At 73.8% G+C, this 3,155-nt stretch carries 3 protein-coding genes, 1 tRNA gene and 1 pseudogene; 2 read left to right on the top strand and 3 right to left on the bottom strand.

What is annotated here, in order from left to right; translation table 11 throughout:
* From E1258_RS31450 to E1258_RS31440, 3 genes are all read right to left on the bottom strand, one after another.
* On the bottom strand, window positions 1-407 hold a 407-nt coding region (locus E1258_RS31450; protein ID WP_132407474.1), incomplete at its 3' end, for an MFS transporter.
* A 148-nt stretch (window positions 408-555) separates the two neighbouring features.
* Entirely contained in the window at window positions 556-1,035 is a 480-nt protein-coding gene (locus E1258_RS31445) for an Lrp/AsnC family transcriptional regulator (protein WP_132407472.1), read from the bottom strand.
* Window positions 1,036-1,612: 577 nt separating this feature from the next.
* A tRNA-Leu gene (locus E1258_RS31440) sits at window positions 1,613-1,687 on the bottom strand.
* A gap of 94 nt (window positions 1,688-1,781) precedes the next feature.
* On the opposite strand from E1258_RS31440, the gene E1258_RS31435 reads away from it, so the two are divergent.
* Both E1258_RS31435 and E1258_RS31430 read left to right on the top strand, forming a co-directional pair.
* Window positions 1,782-2,402, top strand: a complete 621-nt coding sequence (locus tag E1258_RS31435; RefSeq protein ID WP_043969321.1) for an ANTAR domain-containing response regulator — start codon at window positions 1,782-1,784, stop codon at window positions 2,400-2,402.
* Window positions 2,403-2,526: 124 nt separating this feature from the next.
* Window positions 2,527-3,155 (top strand): annotated as a pseudogene (locus E1258_RS31430) (hypothetical protein); the annotation flags it as partial.

Genomic DNA, 3,155 nt, shown 5'->3' with positions numbered 1-3,155 from the left:
GCCCCCCACACCCCGTACGCGGTGCCCCGGTCCCGGCCCGCGTACGCCCCGTCGAGCAGCGCGAAGGTCGTCGCGAACATGGCCGCCGCGCCGACGCCCTGCGCCGCGCGCGCCGCGACCAGCGCCGACGTGCCGGGCGCGAGACCGCACGCCAGCGACGCCAGCGCGAACACCACCACCCCGACCAGGTACGTCCGCCGGTGCCCGATGCGGTCGGCCAGCGCACCCGCCCCGAGCACCAGCGCCGCCAGCGCGAGCGCGTACGCGTCGACGACCCACTGCACCGCGCCGAACGACGCGTCCAGGTCGCGGACCAGGTCCGGCAGCGCGACCGTCACCACCGTGACGTCGACCAGCAGCATGAACGTGCCCAGGCAGACCGCCGTCAGGGGTAACCATCTGCGCATGCCGACACCCGCGTCTCTCCCGGCCCCGCGCGGCCCGCCGACGGGCCGGCACTCCTCACCCCGTACAACGCGGCTCGCCCCGTCACGTCACCGGCGTGTCGGGCGACAAGAGCCGGACCGGCGGTGCGGGCCCCAGCCCGGGGCACCCTCAGCCCGCGCCACGCACCTGCTCGAAGACCAGGCTCGTCTGGGTGTGCTGCACCACCGGGTCCACCGCCAGATGGTCCAGCACGAAGTCCCGCAACGCGTCCGCGGACGCGGCCCGCACGTGCAGCACGTAGTCCTCCGCGCCGGCCACGTGGAACACCGACATCACCCCCGGCAGGCGCACCGACCGGGCCCGGAACGCGTCCACCGCCGCCCGCTCGTGCGCCGTCAACCGCACCGACACCAACGCCTGCAACGGCAGGCCCACCGCCGCCGGATCCACCTCCGCGTGGAACCCCCGGATCGCCCCGCACTCCCGCAACACCCTGGTTCGGGTCAGGCAGGTCGACGCCGCCACCCCGACCCGCTCGGCGAGGGCGTTGTTCGGCAACCGGCCGTCGGCCGCCAGCTCGGTCAGGATCGCGCGATCGACGTCGTCCAGGGCCGCGAACGGCCGCACATCATTCGGTGCAACGGGCATCCACCCATCCTGCTCCGAATCAGAGCGTAACTGAAGGCCAACAGACAGAATCTTCTGCGGTTTCCATGCCTTGCGTCACCGCGATGTTCGACTCGTCCCGCCATGGCAGTGCCGTGGGCACCAGAGCCGCGCAGCCGTGCCGTCGCCCCGCCCGCAGCTCTGGACCGCCACGCGGCCCTGCTTCCGCACCCGCTGCACGTCGCCGGCCAGGACCGCCCTCGTGGCGGCCTCGCAGGCATGGATCAGCGCGGGCGAGGAGGTGGTGCAGCACACGCGCGGCACGGGCACCCGTGCGGTGGTGACGAGATGGCCGTCGCCGGGGCAAAGCCCCAGGAGGCCGGCGTAGGCACGCGGATCTGTCGGATTGTCGACGTGGGGGCGGCGCCGGAGACATCGCGCGCTGGCCTGCTGCTTGCTCTCGGGCCGGTCGCCGCACCAGTGGCGGACCGTCGAGTACGCAAGCCCGACGCTGCGGGCGGCCCCGGCGACGCTTCGCCCAAACAGGTGCAGCGTTCGGGCAGGGCGCTCAGGCGCGGGTGTGCCCGCTCATACCCGAACGCCGGTCCTGGCGTCTTTGTGCCCTCGGTGGGATTCGAACCCACACTGGATGCAGTTTGAGTGCATTGCCTACTGCCGGTTGGGCTACGAGGGCCTTCCATGATTCGACCCTGACAGACTACCCACTACGCTAGGGACGGCGACACCCGGCACGGCGGGTGTCGGGCGCAGACTGGTGGGAGTGGCTCGTGGCCGAGACGCAGACGGATGCCGAGCGCAGGCGGGTGTTGATCGCCGAGGACGAGGCGCTCATCCGGCTCGACCTGGCCGAGATGCTCGTCGAGGAGGGCTACGAGGTCGTCGGCGAGGCCGGCGACGGCGAGACCGCCGTCCGGCTCGCCGAGGAGCTGAAGCCCGACCTGGTCATCCTCGACATCAAGATGCCGATCATGGACGGGCTGGCCGCCGCCGAGCGGATCGCCGGCGCCCGGATCGCCCCGGTGATCATCCTGACCGCGTTCAGCCAGCGGGACCTGGTGGAGCGGGCGCGGGCGGCCGGCGCGATGGCGTACCTGGTGAAGCCGTTCCAGAAGAGCGACCTGGTGCCGGCCGTGGAGATCGCCCTGTCGCGCTACTCGGAGATCGCCGCGCTGGAGGCCGAGGTCGCGGGCCTGACCGACCGGCTGGAGATCCGCAAGACGGTGGAGCGCGCCAAGGGCGCGCTGATGACCACGTACGGGATGACGGAGCCGCAGGCGTTCAAGTGGATCCAGCGCACGGCGATGGACCACCGGATGACCATGAAGGAGGTCGCCGAGCGGATCCTCGCCGAGACCGCCGGCGGCGAGGTGGCCCAGCCTGCCTCCTGACCCGCCGGGTCCCGTTGATCGTCGGACAGTTTCTGTCCGGAGCGAACCGCAATCCTTCAAGACCCGTGTCCCGCTCCCTCGGCGCGGGTCCCGGGTGCTCCGGTCGATCGATACGATCGGATGCATGCCTCGTCGCCGCCCGCGTCGGGCAGCGGGCCCGCTGCGGGCCCTGCTCGGCGTGCTCGCCGGGCTCGCGGTGCTGCTGGCGGGCTGCCGATCGCCGGAGCGCGCCGAGCCCGTCCCGGAGCCGCTGCGCCCGGACTGGCGGGCGCTGACCCTGCCGATGCCGCCGGGGGCCCCGGGGCGGCTGTTGCTGCGGGACGCTGCGGCGTGCGGCGGGCGCTGGTTCGTGGTGGGCGCGGTCGCGGACGCGGCGGGCGTGACCCGGCCGGCGGCGTGGTCGAGCATGGCCGCGACGGCGCTGCCCGCGTCCCCGGCCTCGTCGGGGCCGCCCTCGTTGGGCGTCGACGCCTTCGCGTGGTCGCCGTTGCGGCTGACGCCGCGCAGCGCGTACGGCGCGGAGAACGTGCTCACGGCGGTCGGCTGCCGTGACGGCCGGCTGGCGGCGGTGGGCGCGAAGAGCGGCGGGGTGCACGGCAATCCCCGGATCAGCACGTGGCGGCAGCTCGCCGACGGCTCGGTGGTGGAGGCGCCGGCGGAGTTCGAGGTGTTCGGCGGCCCCGACGCGGTGAACGTGGGGCGGATCGCGGGCGGCCCGGCGGGGTGGGTGATCGCCGGCAACCGGGGCACCGG

Source organism: Micromonospora sp. KC207, from assembly GCF_004348615.1.
Taxonomy (GTDB): Bacteria; Actinomycetota; Actinomycetes; order Mycobacteriales; family Micromonosporaceae; genus Micromonospora.
This window is presented reverse-complemented; position numbering and strand designations above follow the sequence as displayed.

Coding starts and splice junctions, on each gene's coding strand:
- E1258_RS31445 (WP_132407472.1), bottom strand. CDS start 1,035: ATGCCCGTTGCACCGAATGATGTGCGGCCGTTCGCGGCCCTGGACGAC.